At 72.3% G+C, this 17,031-nt stretch carries 15 protein-coding genes and 1 pseudogene; 9 read left to right on the top strand and 7 right to left on the bottom strand.

The window, feature by feature from the left end; all coding sequences use genetic code 11:
* The first annotated feature begins 86 nt into the window (after window positions 1–86).
* Both ACESMR_RS13225 and ACESMR_RS13220 read left to right on the top strand, forming a co-directional pair.
* On the top strand, window positions 87–1,346 hold the full coding sequence (locus ACESMR_RS13225) for a phytoene desaturase family protein (protein WP_373047551.1): 1,260 nt from the start codon (window positions 87–89) through the stop codon (window positions 1,344–1,346).
* Window positions 1,343–2,278, top strand: a complete 936-nt coding sequence (locus tag ACESMR_RS13220) for a sigma-70 family RNA polymerase sigma factor (RefSeq protein WP_373047550.1) — start codon at window positions 1,343–1,345, stop codon at window positions 2,276–2,278. Before ACESMR_RS13225 ends, ACESMR_RS13220 begins: the two co-directional genes overlap by 4 nt.
* Here ACESMR_RS13220 and ACESMR_RS13215 read toward each other — a convergent pair.
* The 3 genes and pseudogenes from ACESMR_RS13215 to ACESMR_RS13205 all read right to left on the bottom strand — a co-directional run.
* Window positions 2,233–3,222 (bottom strand): CAP domain-containing protein, encoded by a 990-nt coding sequence (locus tag ACESMR_RS13215; protein ID WP_373047549.1) that lies wholly within the window; start codon window positions 3,220–3,222, stop codon window positions 2,233–2,235. The two genes, ACESMR_RS13220 and ACESMR_RS13215, sit on opposite strands and share 46 nt — an antisense overlap.
* Window positions 3,223–3,284: 62 nt before the next feature.
* A complete protein-coding gene (locus tag ACESMR_RS13210) occupies window positions 3,285–3,761 on the bottom strand; it encodes a GGDEF domain-containing protein (protein WP_373047548.1) in 477 nt (158 codons plus the stop codon).
* 4 nt (window positions 3,762–3,765) lie between these two features.
* Window positions 3,766–4,467 (bottom strand): annotated as a pseudogene (locus ACESMR_RS13205) (hypothetical protein); the annotation flags it as partial.
* Here ACESMR_RS13205 and ACESMR_RS13200 point away from each other — a divergent pair.
* Complete coding sequence (locus ACESMR_RS13200; protein ID WP_373047547.1) at window positions 4,466–5,116, top strand: NADPH-dependent FMN reductase; 651 nt, start codon at window positions 4,466–4,468, stop codon at window positions 5,114–5,116. The pseudogene ACESMR_RS13205 and the gene ACESMR_RS13200 sit on opposite strands and share 2 nt — an antisense overlap.
* On the opposite strand, the gene ACESMR_RS13195 is transcribed toward ACESMR_RS13200, so the two are convergent.
* The 3 genes from ACESMR_RS13195 to ACESMR_RS13185 are packed head-to-tail and all read right to left on the bottom strand — an operon-like array spanning window position 5,113 to window position 7,813.
* On the bottom strand, window positions 5,113–6,444 hold the full coding sequence (locus ACESMR_RS13195; RefSeq protein WP_373047546.1) for a nicotinate phosphoribosyltransferase: 1,332 nt from the start codon (window positions 6,442–6,444) through the stop codon (window positions 5,113–5,115). The two genes, ACESMR_RS13200 and ACESMR_RS13195, sit on opposite strands and share 4 nt — an antisense overlap.
* A complete protein-coding gene (gene pncA / locus ACESMR_RS13190) occupies window positions 6,441–7,082 on the bottom strand; it encodes a bifunctional nicotinamidase/pyrazinamidase (RefSeq protein ID WP_373047545.1) in 642 nt (213 codons plus the stop codon). Before pncA ends, ACESMR_RS13195 begins: the two co-directional genes overlap by 4 nt.
* A 53-nt stretch (window positions 7,083–7,135) precedes the next feature.
* The gene (locus ACESMR_RS13185; protein ID WP_373047544.1) at window positions 7,136–7,813 is read right to left on the bottom strand and encodes a hypothetical protein; all 678 of its coding nucleotides are present in this window, start codon (window positions 7,811–7,813) and stop codon (window positions 7,136–7,138) included.
* Window positions 7,814–8,012: 199 nt separating this feature from the next.
* On the opposite strand from ACESMR_RS13185, the gene ACESMR_RS13180 reads away from it, so the two are divergent.
* Window positions 8,013–8,642 carry a DUF938 domain-containing protein gene (locus ACESMR_RS13180; RefSeq protein ID WP_373047543.1) on the top strand — a complete coding sequence of 210 codons (630 nt, stop codon included), beginning with the start codon at window positions 8,013–8,015 and terminating at the stop codon, window positions 8,640–8,642.
* Here ACESMR_RS13180 and ACESMR_RS13175 read toward each other — a convergent pair.
* On the bottom strand, window positions 8,633–9,526 hold the full coding sequence (locus ACESMR_RS13175; RefSeq protein WP_373047542.1) for a pirin family protein: 894 nt from the start codon (window positions 9,524–9,526) through the stop codon (window positions 8,633–8,635). The genes ACESMR_RS13180 and ACESMR_RS13175 overlap by 10 nt on opposite strands.
* A 160-nt stretch (window positions 9,527–9,686) precedes the next feature.
* Between ACESMR_RS13175 and ACESMR_RS13170 the strand changes: the two genes are divergently transcribed.
* The 5 genes from ACESMR_RS13170 to ACESMR_RS13150 all read left to right on the top strand — a co-directional run bounded on the left by ACESMR_RS13170 (window position 9,687) and on the right by ACESMR_RS13150 (window position 17,031).
* Window positions 9,687–11,651, top strand: a complete 1,965-nt coding sequence (locus tag ACESMR_RS13170) for a DUF4215 domain-containing protein (RefSeq protein WP_373047541.1) — start codon at window positions 9,687–9,689, stop codon at window positions 11,649–11,651.
* Window positions 11,652–11,830: 179 nt separating this feature from the next.
* Window positions 11,831–13,285, top strand: a complete 1,455-nt coding sequence (locus tag ACESMR_RS13165) for a PhoX family protein (protein ID WP_373047540.1) — start codon at window positions 11,831–11,833, stop codon at window positions 13,283–13,285.
* A 143-nt stretch (window positions 13,286–13,428) separates the two neighbouring features.
* The gene (gene hmgA / locus ACESMR_RS13160) at window positions 13,429–14,721 is read left to right on the top strand and encodes a homogentisate 1,2-dioxygenase (RefSeq protein ID WP_373047539.1); all 1,293 of its coding nucleotides are present in this window, start codon (window positions 13,429–13,431) and stop codon (window positions 14,719–14,721) included.
* 103 nt (window positions 14,722–14,824) lie between these two features.
* Window positions 14,825–16,111, top strand: coding sequence for an NTP/NDP exchange transporter (locus ACESMR_RS13155; RefSeq protein ID WP_373047538.1), 1,287 nt, complete (start codon window positions 14,825–14,827; stop codon window positions 16,109–16,111).
* Window positions 16,108–17,031, top strand: coding sequence for an aldo/keto reductase (locus ACESMR_RS13150; protein ID WP_373047537.1), 924 nt, complete (start codon window positions 16,108–16,110; stop codon window positions 17,029–17,031). The genes ACESMR_RS13155 and ACESMR_RS13150 overlap by 4 nt, the downstream gene beginning before the upstream one ends.

Raw genomic sequence — 17,031 nt, 5'->3', positions numbered from 1 at the left:
CGGGTTGTCGGGGGACAAACCTGCCGTAACCTTTCCGCGGCCCCGGACGTGGAGGCGGTGGACCCTCGTTTTTTCCGGAGAATCCCATGCCGCCGCAGATCGCCGTCGTCGGGGGAGGCCTCGCCGGCCTCACCGCAGCCACCCTCCTCGCCAGGGAGGGCGCCGCGGTCACCCTCTTCGAGCGGGCACCGCAGCCCGGAGGCCGCGCCGCTTCGACGCTGGCGCACGGCTTCTCCCTCAACTTCGGGGCCCACGCCCTCTACCTCGGTGGGCCCGGGGCGCGGCTCCTCCGCAGGCTCGGGGTCGAGCTCCCCGGCGGCCCGCCGCCGAAGGCGCCCCTCGCCCTGCGCGGCGGTGAGCTGGTGCCGCTGCCTGCGGGCTTCGGCAGCCTCCTCTCCACCCCGCTCCTCGGCTGGGGCGGCAAATGGGAGCTCTCGCGGACCCTCTCCGCACTGCTCTGGCGCAGGGCCGCGGCGCACGACGGCGAATCGCTCGCCGGCTTCCTCGCCGCCCTGCCGGTGCAGGGGGAGGTGCGGGCGCTGCTCGCTGCGATCTTCCGCCTCTCCACCTACGCCGCCGACGCGGAGCGGCTCTCGGCGGGGGCGGCGATCCGCCAGCTCCAGATCGCCACCAGGGGCAACCTCCGCTACCTCGACGGCGGCTGGCAGGCCCTGGTGGACCGCCTCGCGGCGAAGGCGGAGGCGGCAGGGGTGCGCCTCGTCGCCGGCTGCAGGGTGGAGGCGGTGGAGCACGAGGGACGGGTCCGCGCCCTCCGCCTCGCCGACGGCACCCGGTTGCCCTTCGACGCCGCCGTGATCGCCACCGGACCCGCTGCCGCAGCGGCGCTCCTCGGCGGCGCCCGCTGGCCCGCGCCGACGCCGGTCCACGCCGCCTGCCTCGACCTCGGCCTCGCTCGCCTCCCCGAACCCTCGCGCCTCTTTGCCCTCGGCATCGACGCGCCCCTCTACGTCGGCGTCCACGCCAGCGCCCGCCTCGCGCCCGAGGGCGGGGCGGTGGTGCACGTGGCGCGCTACCTCCTCGGCGAGGAGCAGGGCGACGAGGCCGGGCTCGAACTCGCCCTCGATCGCCTGCAGCCAGGCTGGCGGGACCACGTGGTGGAGCGGCGCTTCCTGCCGCGGATCGTGGTGAGCCACGGCCTGCCCCTCGCGGCGCAGGGCGGCGCCGCCGGCAGGCCCGCCGGCGAGGTGGCGGGGATCGAGAACCTCCGCCTCGCTGGCGATTGGGTGGGGCCAGAGGGCATGCTCTCGGATGCGAGCTTCTCCAGCGCCGCCGCAGCAGCAGCGGCGCTCGCCGGATCGCTCGCCAGGGAGCGCCGCGCGTCGTGAACCTTTCCCCACCAGCAGCTGCCGCCTTCCGGGCGCACGAGCCCTTCCTCCGGGCGCTCCTGTATCGGCTCACCGGATCGCCTGCCGACGCGGAGGATCTGGTGCAGGAGACCTTCGGCAGGCTGCTGGCCGATCCCCCGCCGGATCTCGAGGCGCCGCTCCGTCCCTGGCTCACCAGGGTGGCGGTGAACCTGGGGCGGGATCTGCTCCGCCGCCGCAGGCGCGAGGGCTACGTGGGCCCGTGGCTGCCGGGACCGATCGAGACCGAGGCCCTCGGGCCCTGTGCCGGCGATCGCTACGAGGTCCTGGAGAGCTGCACTTTCGCCTTCCTCCTCGCGCTGGAGGCCCTCTCTCCCAAGCAGCGGGCGGTGCTCCTCCTGCGCGACGTCTTCGACCACGCGGTGCGGGAGACGGCGGAGGTCCTCTCCATTTCGGAGGCGGACGTGAAGACGACGCTGCACCGGGCCCGCAGGGCGATGGCGGCCTATGACCGCGGCCGCCCGACCCGTGCCGGCCTCGGGGCGCGGCAGCTCGCCGCGCTGCAGCGCTTCCTCGCAGCGGTGCGCAGCGGCGACGGGGCTGCAGCGGCGGCCGCCCTCGCCGAGGACGCGGTGCTGGTGAACGACGGCGGTGGCGACTTCGTCGCGGCGCGGCTGCCGGTGGTGGGCCGCGATCCCGTGGCCCGCTTCTACCTGGGGCTGGCGAAGATGGCGCTTCCCTACGCGATGGAGCCGCGGGTGCTGAACGGCATGCCGGCGCTGGTTGCGCGCTGGCCCGATGCGCCGCCGCCCCATGCGCCGCTGCTGGTGATCCGCTGCGAGGTGGACGACACCGACAGGATCCGCGCCATCCACGCCATCGCCGCCACCCGCAAGCTCGCCGCGCTTCAGCCGCCGGCAGATGGCCCGCAGTCGACGAGGTGGAATTCGTAGGCAACCGGGGCGCTCGTGCCGGCGAGCTCCACCCGGTAGGTCGGGCCCACGGCGGTGCGCCAGCCGTCGGGCACGATCTTGATCGCCTGGCGGCTGCCGTAGTTGTTCTCGAGGGGCAGCGTTTGCACCGGGCGTTCCACGCCGTCCTCGGTGACGGTGGCGCTGGCAGCAGAGAGGTCGATGGTGTTGCTCTGGATCGACCAGCCGATCGCGTCGAGGCTGCCGATGCCGGGGTGGACACCCTGCACCGCCTCCGCGGGGACGGGACCGGGTGGCGGCCAGGCGACGAAGGCGGCGGTGTCGTTCTGGAAGGGGTGCATGATCCACATGCACGAATAGCCGTCGGTGGTGCCGAGCCCCGTCGCCTCGAGGGGCGGCGAGAGGATCCAGCGCCGGTGGCCGAGGGCAGCGGCGTTGTGCTCGCCGGCGTCGAACATGTGGAGGTGGATCCCCATCACCCCTTCGTTCGAGGCGAGGTTGCTCTTGCCCGACGCCTCGCGCCCTGCGGCGCTATAACAGGCGGCGCTCTCGTCGGGGAAATGCTCGAGCACGTCGTTCGCGTCCTGGAGCAGCGCGCAGGCCTGCGCCTTCGCGTCGAGGGCCGGGTCGGTGACCAGCGCCGGCAGATCGGCGACGAGTCGGTAGGCGTTGACGAGCTGCAGCGCCGCTGCGCGATTCGCGTCGTCATCACCGGGATCGCAGGCGGCGACCGAGCCGCTCCACGCGACCCGGCCCTCCCGTCCGCGGGCACAGCTCCAGGCCTGGCAGACCGCCTCCGAGCGACCTTCGGGCTCGCGCTCGCACGCACCCGGTGTCTCGCCACCGCCACCGCCGTCGCACGCGCAGGCGGCCTCGCCTGCGCAGGGGCAATCCGCCGGCTCCTCGCCACCACCCCCGCAGCCCGCGAGGGCCAGCACCAGCATCGCTCTTCCGATCGAACGCATGCCGCGAGCTACCACGTGGCGCCGGGGCGGATCAGCCACCCGGATGGCGCTTTAAGAAAGCTTCAGGGCGGCGTGCTGCAGATTCGGCTGCGCCCCGCCTCCTTCGCCGCATAGAGCCGCTCGTCGGCGATGCGGAGGAGCGCCTCGGGCGTGTCGCCGTCTTCGGGATAGGCGGCGACGCCGCCGCTGAAGGTGCAGTGGAAGGTCGCACCCTGCTCGCCGGTGAAGGGGATCGCCTGGAACGCGCCGAGGAGGCGCGCCAGGATCCCCTCGGTGGCTGCGGCGGTCTCGCCGGGAAAGGCCACCAGGAACTCCTCGCCGCCCCAACGTCCCCGCAGATCCTCCACCCGGAAGCTGGCGGTGAGCAGGTGGCCGAAGCGAAGGAGCACGCCGTCGCCGACGAGGTGCCCGTGCTCGTCGTTCACGCGCTTGAAGTGATCGATGTCGAGGAGGGCGAGGGCGGCGGGCCTCGCCGAGGCGGGCGGGCGGGCTCTCCGCTGCGAGCAGCAGGATCGGCAGGTCCTGCCACCGCGGCGCAAGGCGCAGCATCCTGCAGAGATCGAGGCCGCTGGGGCCGGGCAGGGCGACGCCGGCGAGGAGCAGGGCGGGCCGGTGCTCCTCGAGCGATTCGAGGAGGGAGGAGGGATCGTCGATCGCCACCGCGTCCATCCCCGCCTCCCCGAGCTGCCGAACGAGCTCCGCGGAGAAGCTCCGATTCGCCTCGAGGACCAGGACGCGGGGGCGCTCCAACCCGGGGCCCGCCACGAGCTGGCGGATGGCGCTGCGGAGGTAGGCCCGGTCGAGCGGTTTCACCAGGAAGAGCGAGGCGCCTGCCTGTGCAGCGGCCAGGCGCGCGGCGACGCCTGCATCCCTGCCGAGGAAGGCGACGCCGGCGAGGTCGAAGGCCGAGGGGCCGAGCTCGAGGTCGACGACGGCGGCGCCCAGCTCGAAGCGGCGGGCGATGGCGAGCGCCTCCGCCTCGTCCTTCGCGGGATGGGCGCGGATGACCCGGTTGCGATCGAGCTCGGCGAAGAGGGCGAGGGCTTCGGGGGCGGCGCAGGCGACGAGGACGTGGGGCGCATCCTCCGCCCCCTGGCGCTCCTCGCCCGTGTGCTGCTCGATCGTCGCCACGACTGCTCCGCCTCCCCGCCCGGCGCGGTAGCTCGCACGACTCGGCGCTTCGAGGCAAGCGGGCCATCGGCAGCACGCTGCAGGCGGCGCGGCGCGAGGCCACCGTCTCTCCATGCGCATCCTCTGCTTCGGCGCCTCGCTGCGCCGCGACTCCCTCAACGCCCGGCTCGCCAGCCTGGCTGCCGACGTCCTCCGGCGCGCAGGTGCCGACGTCGATCGCGCCGACTTCGCCGAGTTCGAGATGCCGATCTACGACGGCGACGTGGACGCCTCGCCGGGGCCGCCGCCAGGGGCGGTGGAACTCTGCATGCGGGTGCGGCAGGCGGAGGCGCTGGTGCTCGCCTGCCCGGAGTACAACTACTCGATCGCCGGCCCGCTCAAGAACGCCATCGACTGGGTCTCGCGCTTCCGGCCGATGCCGTGGCGGGGCAAGAGCGTCTACCTCCTCGCCGCTTCGCCCTCGCCGATGGGCGGGATCCGCGGCCTGTGGCAGACCCGGGTGCCCTTCGAAGCCTGCGGGGCGCTGGTCTTTCCCGACATGTTCGCGCTGGCCCACGCGGACAAGGCCTTCGACGCACAGGGGCGGATCGCCGACCGGGCGTTGCAGGCCCGCCTCGAGCGGGAGCTCACCGGCTTTCTCCGCCTCGCGGAGCGCATCGCGCCGATCTGCGACGAGGACCACGTGAAGCGCCCCACCCGCGAGCAGCTGCAGATCGCCGCGGCGCTGGAAGAGGAGAGCGAGGTCCAGCCGCCGTCGCACTAATGGCGGCGCACGAGCGCGGCGCGCACCGCCTCGAGGTCCGCCTCGAGTCCCGCGCTGAAGGAGACCGGGTGGTGGGCCTTCGTCTCCACCGCTCGCAACGCCGGCGGCAGGCTGCGACGCCCCCGCGCCGCGCGCTCCCTGGCGGTGGCCAGCGGCTCGCGCGGCGCGAGGCGGCGGCCGCCCCGCATCATCGGCACGAGGAGCGGCTCGCCCTCGATCGCCTCGTCGTGGCGGCCGATCACGTCGCGCCGGAGCACAGCCCCTTCGGCCTGTCGGAAGACCTGCTTGCGGCCCGGGTGGATCACCTTGGACGAGGAGAGCTTGGTGCGGCCCCGTCCGTCGTAGGCGACCAGCTTGTAGGCGACGTCGAGGGTGGGGGCGTCGGCGGAGGTGGCCATCCGTGTCCCCACCCCGAAGCCGTCGACGGGGGCGCCGGAGGCGACGAGCCGCGCCACGGCGAACTCGTCGAGGTCGGAGGAGACGAAGATCCGTACGTGGCCGCAGCCCGCCTCGTCGAGGATGGCGCGGGCTGCCCGGGCGGATTCCGCCAGATCCCCCGAGTCGATCCGGATCGCCTGCACGTGCTCGGCGCAGGCGGGCTTGCGCAGGAGCTCCACCACCTTCCGCACGCCCTCCAGCGTGTCGTAGGTGTCCACGAGGATCGTGGTGCCGGGGAAGATGCCGGCGAAGACCTCGAAGGCCCGGCTCTCGTCGTCGTGGGCCTGGATGTAGCTGTGGGCCATGGTCCCGAAGGTCGGAATGCCGTAGCGCATCCCGGCCTCGAGCAGCGAGGTGCCTGTGGCGCCAACGAGGTAGGAGCAGCGGGCGAGGTGGAGCCCGGCGTCGAGGCCGTGGGCGCGTCTGCAGCCGAAGTCGATCACGGTGCGGCCCTGCGCCGCCTCCACCACCCGGGCTGCCTTGCTGGCGATCACCGTCTGCATGTGGATCTGGTTGATGAGGAAGGTCTCCACCAGCTGCGCCTCGACGATCGGCGCCACCACCTGCAGAATCGGTTCGTTCTCGAAGACGATCGTGCCCTCCGGCAGCGCTTGGACATCGCCGGTGAAGCGGATCCCGTGGAGCCTCTCGAGGAAGCCCTCGTCGAAGATCCCCCGGGACCTGAGCCAGTCGACCTCCTCGGAGCGGAAGCGGAAACGCTCGAGGAAATCGAGGGCGTCCTCGATCCCCGCCGCCACCGCGTAGCTGCGGGTGGGCGGGAGCTTGCGGAAGAAGAGCTCGAAGACTGCCTCGCCGGTTCTGCCCTCCGCCAGATAGGCGGCCGACATGGTGAGCTCGTAGTGGTCGGTGAAGAGCGCGCCGCAGCTCATGCGAGAGGTCCCGTTGCAGCGGCGCCGAGGAGCGCCTCGCTCCGCACGACGTGGACGCCGGCCGCCTGGAGATCGTCGAGGGTCCGCTGCGAGTCGCCGGGCTCGAGATCGATGCCGCGGCAGGCGTCCTCGATCACCGTGACGTCGAGGCCGAGCTCGAGTCCATGGGCGGCGGTGGCCCGCACGCAATAGTCGGTGGCCAGGCCTGCCAGGTGGATGTGCCGGACGCCGTGCTCCTCGAGGTAGAGGTCGAGGCCGGTCGAGCGCCGCCGGGCGTTGTCGAAGAAGGCGCTGTAGCTGTCGACCGTGGGGTCGACGCCCTTGTAGAAGGTCGCCGCGAAATGGGAGGTGTCGAGCCCCGGCGCGAACGCCGCGCCCCGGCTCTCCTGCACGCAGTGCGGGGGCCAGAGCACCTGCTCGATCCCGTAGAGATCGACGCGGTCGCCCGGCTTCTTCCCGGGATGCGCGGTGGCAAAGCTGCCGTGGGCCCGCGGGTGCCAGTCCTTCGTCGCCACCACCAGCTCGAAGCAGGGGAGCAGCCGGTTGATCACGGGAACGACCTCGTCGGCGTGGGGGACGGCAAGGGCCCCGCCGGGCAGGAAATCGTTCTGGATGTCGACGACGATCAACGCGCGCATCTCTCGCCCCTGGAGGGAAGCTACGCACCGTCGGGCGAAATGGACCGCTGGCTTCAGGGCGGAGCGGGCGTGTTCTCGCCGTAGCTGGGCAGGTCGCCGAGCACGAGGCCGAGGCCACCCACCAGCCGTGGAGCAGCTTCGTCGGGAGGCGCGCCGAAGAGCGTGACGCCCGGGGCCAGGGCGACGCCGTCGCCCAGGCGGAACCAGGCGGCGAACGAGCCAGCCCAGGTCACCCGACCCGTCTCCGTGCCTCCGGCGACCAGGCCCACGCCGCCACCGGGGACGAGGGTGACGTCGCCCAGGTTGATGCCCGCCAGGAGCGGTAGCATCACCGCCACGGCGGGACCGGGCTGGTTGGAAACATCGTAGCCAGCATGGCCCCAGAAGGTGAGGCCAGGCGCGATGGCGAGGTCGAAGGAGCGGGAGCGGAGCAGCTCCACTTTCACGTCGAGCCCCAACGAGAGATCCAAGGCGAGGCCGAAACCGAGCTCGACGCCCTCATCGATGCCGGCGCGAAGCGTCCAACTGGGTACCGGTGCCATCGACGTGCCGCCGCGATCGCAGCCGTTTCCGTCGCAGCCCACGGCGATGGCAGGCGTGAATGAACCCACGTCCACCGAGACGTGGTGGGCGACGTCACCCGGGGCGAGGGTACGGGGCACGCCGTAGCGCTGCACGCCGGTGCAGCCGCCGAGGAGCAGGCTGGCGACGAGGACGATCGAACGGTTCATCGGCGGCTCCCCGGGTGGCAGCAGGACCGGCCACGATGCACGCGTTCGCGCAAGGCATTGGACGGCACCACGCTCGATACCCCCGGCAGAAGAGCATGACACAGAAGCCCGTGCTCGAGCAGAACGACGGCAGGCCCATTGGGAGGCGGGAGCGGCGCCAGGTGCTTGCTTGCCGCGGGCGACGGGGTAGGTTGCAGCCATGTTCGATCCCATCGAGCCCGATGGCCCGCGCCGCCACGCCCCCGCCACCCTGCGCAACCGCGAGCCGATCCTCGAGGTGCTGCGGCGGCTCCTTCCCGCCCCGGCGACGGTGGTCGAGGTCGCCAGCGGCACCGGCGAACACGCCGCCTTCTTCGCGGCGCAGCTGCCCCATCTCACCTGGCAGCCGACCGATCGGGACCCCGCGCTCCTCGCCAGCATCGACGCCTGGCGCGCCGACGTGCCCAACGTGCGGCCGGCGATCCACCTCGACGCTGCGGCGGAGGTGTGGCCCGTGGACCGTGCGGACGCACTGATCTCGATCAACATGATCCACATCGCGCCCCCGGAGGCGACGGAGGGGCTGCTGCAGGGCGCAGCCCGGATCCTTCCGCCCGGTGGCGTGCTCGTGCTCTATGGCCCCTTTCGCGAGGGCGGCAGGCATACGGCGCCGAGCAACGAGGCCTTCGACGCCGATCTGCGCCGGCGCAATCCGGCCTGGGGCGTGCGCGATCTCGGCGAGGTGGCTGCGAGGGCCTCGGCACTGGGCCTCCTCCACGAGGAGACGGTCCGGATGCCGGCGAACAACCTCACCGTCGTCTTCCGCAAGCGCGGAGTAGATCAGGGATAACGCACGATCGCGGGGCCGCTGCCGGGGAGCGGGATGAACTCGGCCTCCCCCGGCACCGGGGCGAAGCGGCGCTGCACCCAATCCTCCTTCGCCTGCTCGATCCGCTCCTTCGAGCTGGAGACGAAGTTCCAGTAGATGTGCCGCGGGCCGTCGAGGGCGGCGCCGCCCAGGAGCATCACCCGCGCCCCCTCCGGCGCTTCGAGCACCACGGGGACGCGGGGCCGGAGGACGAGCAGCTGCCCCGCCTCGTAGCGCCGCCCCTCGATCACCACCGCCCCTTCCACCGGAAACGCCGCCCGCTCCTCGTGCTCCGGCGAAAGCTCGAAGCGCGCACCGGCCTCGAGGACGAGATCGACGTAGAAGAGCTCGGAGAGCGCGGCGACGGGGGCGCGGAGGCTGCCGAGATTGCCGGCGACGAGGCGCAGGTGCACGCCGTCGGCGCGCTCCTCGGGGAGCGTGGCAGCGGGATGGTGGGCGAAGGCGGGCGGGCTCTCCTCGTGGGCCCGTGGCAGCGCCACCCAGGATTGGATCCCGAAGAGCCGCGAGTCGTGCAGCCGTTCCTCCGGCGGCGTGCGCTCGGAATGGACGATGCCGCTGCCGGCGGTCATCCAATTGACCGCCCCCGGCTCGATCCGCTGCACGCTGCCGAGGCTGTCGCGGTGGAGCATGGCGCCGTCGAAGAGATAGGTGACGGTGGCCAGCCCGATGTGCGGGTGGGGCCGCACGTCGAGGCCCGTTCCCGCACGCAGGATCGAGGGGCCCATCTCGTCGAAGAAGACGAAGGGCCCGACCATGCGCCGCTCGATCGACGGCAGCGCCCGGCGCACCGGAAAGCCACCCAGGTCCTTCGTCGGGGGTACGATCACCAGCTCGACGGCATCCATCGAATCCTCCTCGCAGGGGAGCCGCCATCGTGGCCGCCCGGCGCTGCCGCGTCGAGTCGGTCCCGCTCCCACCCCACAGGTCGGTGACTGCACGCTGCCGGGACTTTCGGTGTAGAAGGCGCGGCAACCGCGCACAACGTGCCGATCCCCGGGGGAAAAGATGCCCATCGTCCGATCGCTGTCCACCTGGGCCCTTTTGGCGCCGCTGCTCGTGCTCCTCGCGCTCGGCTGCGGCGGGGAGGAGGAGCAGGAGAGGGGCGAGCCCCCTGCAGCTGGATGCGGCGACGGGATCGTCCAGGCCGGCGAGGTCTGCGACGACGGCAACGTCGTCGAGGGTGACGGCTGCAGCCCGGACTGCAAGTCGGACGAGAGCTGTGGTAACGGCATCGTCGACGTGGCGGCAGGCGAGCGCTGCGATGACGGTGGCATCGAGGACGGCGACGGCTGCAGCGCCGACTGCAGCTCGAACGAGCTCTGCGGCAACGGTTTCGTCGACACCGCGGTGGGTGAGGCCTGCGACGACGGCAACGAGGTCGATGGCGACGGCTGCAGCGCCGACTGTCTCTCCACCGAGCGCTGCGGCAACGGCTACGTCGATGCAGGCCTGGGCGAGGTCTGCGACGACGGCAACAACGTGAACGGCGACGGCTGCGCCGCCGACTGCCGCTCCGACGAGAGCTGCGGCAACGGCATCGTCGATGCCGGGGAGGCGTGCGACGCCGGCGAGGCCAGCGCCAGCTGCGACGCCGACTGCACCGCCGCCTTTTGTGGCGACGGCCAGGTCAACGCCGCCGCCGGCGAGGAATGCGACGACGGCAACGACGATGATGCGGACGGCTGCAGGCGGGATTGCACCGTGAACGTCTGCGGCGACGGCGTGCGCAACCTGCTCGCCGAGGCCTGCGACGACGGCAACACCGTGACCGAGGAGGCCTGCCCCTACGGCGTCGCCTCCTGCACCGCCTGCGACGCGACCTGCAGCACCGAGCTGCAGCTCACCGGCGCGTTCTGCGGCGACGGGGCGGTGAGCGACGGGGAGATCTGCGACGACGGCAACGCCGCCACCGAGACGAGCTGTCCCTACGGCACTGCCAGCTGCATGGCCTGCGACGCGATCTGCCAGGTGCCGCTGCAGCTCACCGGCGCCTTCTGCGGCGACGGCAGGGTGAGCGACGGCGAGGCCTGCGACGACGGCAACACCGTGAGCGAGACGAGCTGCCCCTACGGGACCGCGAGCTGCACCACCTGCGACGCCACCTGCGCGAGCGAGCTGCAGCTCACCGGTGCTTTCTGCGGCGACGGCACGATGAGCGACGGGGAGGCCTGCGACGATGGCAACACCATCGACGAGACGAGCTGCCCCTACGGTGTGGCGAGCTGCACGAGCTGCGACGCCGCGTGCACGGCCGAGCTGCAGCTCACCGGTGCCTACTGCGGCGACGGGATGCAGGACCATCCCGCCGAGGTCTGCGACGACGGCAACACCGTGGACGAGACGAGCTGCCCCTACGGCACCGCGAGCTGCAGCACCTGCGACGCCACCTGCAGCAACACGCTCCTGCTCACCGGCGCGTTCTGTGGCGACGGGAACGTCGATGCAGGCGAGGCCTGCGACGACGGGAACACGCTCGCCTGCGGCAGCTGCAGCGCCGGCTGCAGCGCCGTCCAGCTCGCCGCCGCCACCGGCTCGATCACCGCGCTCGCCGCAGCGGATCTGGCAGATGGGGCCACTTTCACCATCGGCGACGGCCTCTCCCAGCTGATCACCTTCGAGTTCGACCGGAACGGAATGACGATGCCGCGCAACGCCGGAGTCCCGCTGGTATCCGGCGCCACCGCGGGCCAGGTGGCCACCGCGATCGCCAACGCGATCAACGGTGCGCCTGGCTTCGGCATCACCGCCACTGCATCCGGCAGCCTGGTCACGCTCTCCAACGACGCCGCCGGGATCCACGGCAACCGCGCGATCACCGAGACGGTGAGCGACGGCCGCTTCGTGGTGACGGGGATGGCGGGTGGCGCTGGCTCCGACTGCACGGCGGGTACGGCGTGTACCGCCGACGCCGATTGCGACCCCTCGCTCGTCTGTGCGAGCGGCACCTGCGACGTGCCGCCGGTCCCCTGATCCGGCAAGGCATCACGGTCCCCAAGTCCCGCGCCGGCACCATCCGGCGCGGGTCTTCGTTTTTGTCTCCACGCAATTGGATCCGGCTCCCCCGGCTCCCGCCAAAACGCCGCCACGGCGAAGCCATCCGGCGGTGGTCGACTCCCGGTCGCTCCCACCACCGCACAAGGGGACGACCGATGACGACCACGAACACCAGCCGCCGCAACCTGCTCAAAGGCGCCGCCACCCTGGCAGCAGCCGCTCCCTTCGCCGGGGCCCTCCAGGCCCTCTCCGTCCGCCAGGCCCGGGCCGACGTGCCCGCGGGGCCGGTGCCCAGCCCCTACGGCCCCATCGCCCCGGTGGCCGATCTCGCCACGGGCCTGCCGCTCCTCCAGCTCCCCGCGGGCTTCCAGTACAAGAGCTTCTCCTGGATCGGCGATCCGATGGAGAACGGCCAGCCGGTGCCGACCCGCCACGACGGCATGGGGGTGATCGAGGTGCGCCAGGGCCGCGGCGGCAGGGAGTTCGTCCTCGTCCGCAACCACGAGGCGGCGGCGACCCCCACGATCATCGACGCGCCGGCGAAGTTCGACACCGTCGCCTTCGCCAACGGCAATCGCGTCGGCGGCGGCACCACCACCCTCTACGTCCCGCAGGGCGTCGGGCAGCCGGTGCGCACCGTGCCCAGCCTCGGCGGCACCCGCACCAACTGCGCCGGCGGCGTGACCCCGTGGGGCACCTGGCTCACCTGCGAGGAGAACACCGCCGACGACACGCCGGCAGGTGGCCAGAAGCACGGCTACGTCTTCGAGGTGACCTCAGATCCCCTCGATACCACCGGCGCGCCGATCCGCGACATGGGCCGCTTCAAGCACGAGGCGGTCGCCTTCGATCCCCGCACCGGCGCCGCCTTCCTCACCGAGGACAACAGCAGCGGCTCCGCCTACTACCGCTTCCTCCCCAACGACGCCGCGCAGCGGGCCGGCGCCCTCGCCGCCGGCGGACGCCTCCAGGCAGCCCGGGTCAGGGGCACCACCAACCTCGACATCCGCCAGCCGCAGCTCGGCGACGTGCACGAGCTCGAGTGGGTCGAGATCGCCACCCCCGACAGCCCGACCGTCGGCGGACTCAGCGGTCCCTACCGGCAGGCCCGCGACGCAGGCGCCCTGCGCATGGGCCGCGGCGAGGGGATCTGGCACCACGACGGCAAGCTCTACGTCGTCGACACCAGCGCCGGCGCCGCGGGCCAGGGGGCGGTCTGGGAGCACGATCTCCGCGCCGACACCCTCCGCTGCATCTACGTCTCGCCCGACGCCGCGGTGGCCAACAACCCCGACAACCTCACGGTCAGCCCCCGGGGCGGCCTCGTGCTCTGCGAGGACGGCGGCAGGTCGACGGACGCCTACGGCGAGGGGTCGCGCCTCCTCGGCCTCCACGGCGAGGGCGTGGCCTACATCTTCGCCAAGAACAACGTCGTGCTCGAGGACGCCGCCCTCGCCGCCCTCGGCAAGAACGTCGCCGGCGGCGACTACCGGAGCAGCGAGTTCTGCGGCGCCTGCTTCGATCCGAGCGGGCACTACCTCTTCGTCAACATCCAGAGCCCTGGCATCACCCTGGCGATCTGGGGCCCCTGGGCCCGCGGCACCATCTGAAGCCTGCTCCCGCACGAGCCGCGTCGGCCTGGAGGCCGGCGCGGCTTTTTTGCGTGCTGCCCGTCGATCCGACGGCCTCGACGCGGTATGAGGCGAGGGTTTTCGAGCGGTCTGCCCATGCGGCGGTCCAACCGGGAGGTTCCATGGCCATCGACAGCTACCAGTCCGGATTTGGAAACGAGTTTGCGACGGAGGCCGTCGCCGGGGCGCTGCCCGAGGGGCGGAACTCGCCGCAGCGGGTTCCCTACGGCCTCTACGCCGAGCAGCTCTCGGGCACCGCCTTCACCGCGCCCCGCAAGGAGAACCAGCGCTCCTGGCTCTACCGGCTGCGCCCCAGCGCCAACCACCTGCCCTACCGGCCGATGGCACAGGGCCTGCTCCGCAGCGGTCCCTTCGACGAGGGGGCGGTGACGCCGAACCGGCTCCGCTGGAGCCCGCTGGAGATGCCGGCTGCGCCCACCGACTTCGTCCAGGGCCTCGTCACCTTCGGCGGCAACGGCAGCGCCGCGACCAACGCCGGCATCTCGATCCACCTCTACGCCGCCAACCAGTCGATGACCGACTCGGTCTTCTTCGATGCCGACGGCGAGCTCCTCCTCGTGCCGCAGGCGGGACAGCTCCTGCTCTTCACCGAGATGGGCAGGCTGCTGGTGGCGCCGGGCGAGATCGCGGTCGTCCCCCGCGGCGTGCGCTTCCGGGTGGAGCTCCCCGACGGCAAGGCGGCGGGCTACGTCTGCGAGAACCACGGCGCGCTCTTCAAGCTCCCAGACCTCGGCCCCATCGGCTCCAACGGCCTCGCAAACCCGCGCGACTTCCTCGCGCCGGTGGCGGCCTTCGAGGACGTCGATCGTGCGGTGCGCCTGGTGCAGAAATTCCAGGGCCGGCTCTGGGAGACGGAGCTCGATCACTCGCCCCTCGACGTGGTGGCGTGGCACGGCAACCTCGCGCCGTACAAATACGACCTCGCCCGGTTCAACACGATCGGCACGGTGAGCTTCGATCACCCGGATCCGTCGATCTTCACCGTGCTCACCTCGCCCAGCGAACTCCCGGGCACCGCCAACTGCGACTTCGTGATCTTCCCGCCGCGGTGGATGGTGGCGGAGAACACCTTCCGGCCGCCCTGGTTCCACCGCAACGTGATGAACGAGTTCATGGGGCTCATCCACGGCGTCTACGACGCCAAGGAGGGCGGCGGGTTCGTCCCCGGCGGCGCTTCGCTCCACAACTGCATGAGCGGCCACGGCCCCGATCGCGACAGCTACGAGCGCGCGGTGGCGGCGGAGCTGAAGCCCCACAAGATCGAGAACACGCTCGCCTTCATGTTCGAGTCGCGCTGGGTGATCGCCCCCACGCGCTTCGCCATGGAGACGAAGGCGCTGCAGAGCGACTACGACGCCTGCTGGTCCGGCTTCGAGAAGGCGAAGCTGCCCTGAGCCGCGCGGGGGCCCGACGGCCCCCGCCGCGAAGCGCACGGGAGCGAACGCTCCGGCGCGAGACGGGGGCGCCCGGCCCACCTGCCCGGCGCAGAATGGCGCCGTGACGCGAGCTCCCCTGCGCGGCGCCATCGAGCGCCTGGTCGATGCGAGGCCCCACGAGGTGCGGGGCCTCCTCCTCGCCTTCGCCTTTTTCCTCGCGCTCCTCGCCGGCTACTCGATCCTCAAGCCGATCCGCGACGAGATGGCGGTGGTCGCCGGTGTCCGCCAGCTCCACTGGCTCTTCACCGCCACCTTCGTCGCCACCCTGATCGCGGTGCCGGCCTTCGCCGCGGTGGCCTCGCGCTTTCCCCGGCAGCGCTTCGTGCCCTGGCTCTACCGCCTCTGCGGGCTCTCCCTCCTCGTCTTCTTCGCGCTCCTCCTCGGCGGCGCCGCCCCGGTCCACGTCGCCCGCGCCTTCTTCGTCTGGGTGAGCGTCTTCAACCTCTTCATCACTTCGGTCTTCTGGGCCTTCCTCGCCGACGTCTTCACCCCGGCGCAGGGCAAGCGCCTCTTCGGGTTCGTCGCAGCAGGCGGCACCATCGGCGCGATGGCGGGGCCGCTCCTTGCCGCCACCCTCGCCCCGGTGATCGGCCCCGCCTGGCTCCTGCCCCTCTCGGCGCTGCTCTTCGAGGGCGCCGCCCGCGCAGCGGGACGCCTCGCCCGCTGGTCCCGCGACGCCGGCACCCCACACGAGCGGGCCAAAGGCGAGAAGGTGCTGGGCGGCAGCGCCTTCGCCGGCTTCTCCGAGGTGGCCCGGTCGCCCTACCTCCTCGGCATCGCCGGCCAGACCCTGCTCTTCGCCATCACCTCCACGGTGCTCTACGCCCAATACCTGGGGCTGGTGGAGGGGGCGATCGCCGACGGCGCCAGACGCACGGCGCTCTTCGGCTACGTCGAGTTCGGCACCAACCTCCTCGCGCTCGGCCTCCAGCTCACGGTGAGCGGCCGCCTCCTCGCCCGCTTCGGCATCGGCTTCGGGCTCGCGCTGCAGCCGGTGCTGACCATCGCAGGCTTCCTCGCCCTCGGGGTGGCGCCCTTCCTCGGTCCCGCCGTCGGCCTCTACGGCGCCAGGCGCTCCGCCCACTACGCGATCGAGCGGCCCGCCCGCGAGACGCTCTTCACCACCGTGGACCGGGCGTCGAAGTACAAGGCCAAGAGCTTCATCGACACGGTGGTCTACCGCGGGGGCGACGCCGTGAGCGGCTGGCTGAACAGCGGCTTCCTGGCCCTCGGCCTGGGGGCAGGCGGCGCCGCCCTCGCGGCGCTACCCTTCGCCTGCGCGGGGCTTCTCCTCGCGCTCCTTCTCGCCCGTCGCCATCTTCGCGCCACGGAGGAGGTGGTCCCGTGATCGAGCTCTCCCGCCGCACCTTCCTCCATCTCGCCGCAGGCGCAGCGGCGCTGGCGGCCACGCCGGCCCTCGCGGCGAAGAAGGAGAGGCAGCCGCTGATCACCCGCACGATCCCCTCCACCGGCGAGGTGCTCCCCGCCGTCGGCATGGGCACCTGGCAGACCTTCGACGTCGGCGCCGCCGAGGCGGAACGGGCGCCGCTGCGGGAGGTGCTGCGCACCTTCTTCGACGGGGGCGGGAGGCTCATCGACTCCTCGCCGATGTACGGGCGCTCGGAGGCGGTGGTCGGTGATCTCGTCTCCGCGGGCGGCTGGACGAAGCTGCCCCCCTTCCTCGCCACCAAGGTCTGGACCCGGGGCCGGGAGGACGGCATCGCCCAGATGAACGAATCCTTCCGCCGGATGCGGACCGAGCGCATCGACCTGATGCAGGTCCACAACCTCGTCGACGTCGAGACACACCTCGCCACGCTGCGCACCTGGAAGGAGCAGGGGCGGGTCCGCCAGGTCGGCATCACCCACTACCAGGTCGGCGCCTTCGACGAGGTGGAGCGCTTGATGAAGGCCCATCCCCTCGACTTCGTGCAGCTGCCCTATTCGGTCGGCGTGCGCGACGCCGAGAAGCGCCTCCTGCCGCTGGCGCGGGAGCGCGGGATCGCCGTGCTGGTGATGCGTCCCTTCGAGGGCGGATCGCTCCTCCGCGAGGCACGCGCGAAGCCGCTCCCCGCCCTCGCCGCGGCGCTGGGGGCGACGAGCTGGGCGCAGCTCTTCCTGCTCTTCATCCTGGCAAACCCGGCGGTGACCTGCGCGATCCCCGCCACCGGCAAGCCGGCGCACATGGCCGAGAACGTGGCGGCGATGCGCTGCAAGCTCCCCGACGAGGCGCAGCGCAAGCAGCTCCTCGCGGCGATCGGCGCCTGA

Origin of the sequence: Vulgatibacter sp., assembly GCF_041687135.1 — a bacterium.
In the GTDB taxonomy this organism is placed as follows: domain Bacteria; phylum Myxococcota; class Myxococcia; order Myxococcales; family Vulgatibacteraceae; genus JAWLCN01.
This window is presented reverse-complemented; position numbering and strand designations above follow the sequence as displayed.